Source organism: Neobacillus cucumis, assembly GCF_023715505.1.
This window is the reverse complement of record NZ_JAMBOH010000145.1, coordinates 1-293: the sequence shown is the minus strand read 5'-3', so window position 1 is coordinate 293 and position 293 is coordinate 1. Positions and strand designations below refer to the sequence as shown.

Genomic DNA, 293 nt, shown 5'->3' with positions numbered 1-293 from the left:
GAAAGTTGCACCATCTGTCCAACCAAGGGTAAGCATACGGAAGCCTTTATAAAAGCGCATTTTTTGAGAGGCATGATCAAAACAACGAGCTAGTAATTCGACGGATTTACTACGATTTCGATCATAAAAAGAATCATCTAATACTAAGACCTTCGGTCGGTCATGATTCGAGAGTTTTGTTACCTTTTCAATTGTGTGGACACTAAGAAACAGTAAAAATCTACGCCACGCGAAGGTTGACTGATTCAAGAAACGATAGACAGTGTCCTTAGCAGGAAAATCGGTAGATTTTC

1 protein-coding gene is annotated in these 293 nt (G+C 39.6%); it reads right to left on the bottom strand.

Annotated features, from left to right (window positions below; genetic code table 11):
- Positions 1–293, bottom strand: a 293-nt coding sequence (locus M3226_RS31850; protein ID WP_251573453.1) for a transposase, incomplete at both ends; no start/stop codon positions are given.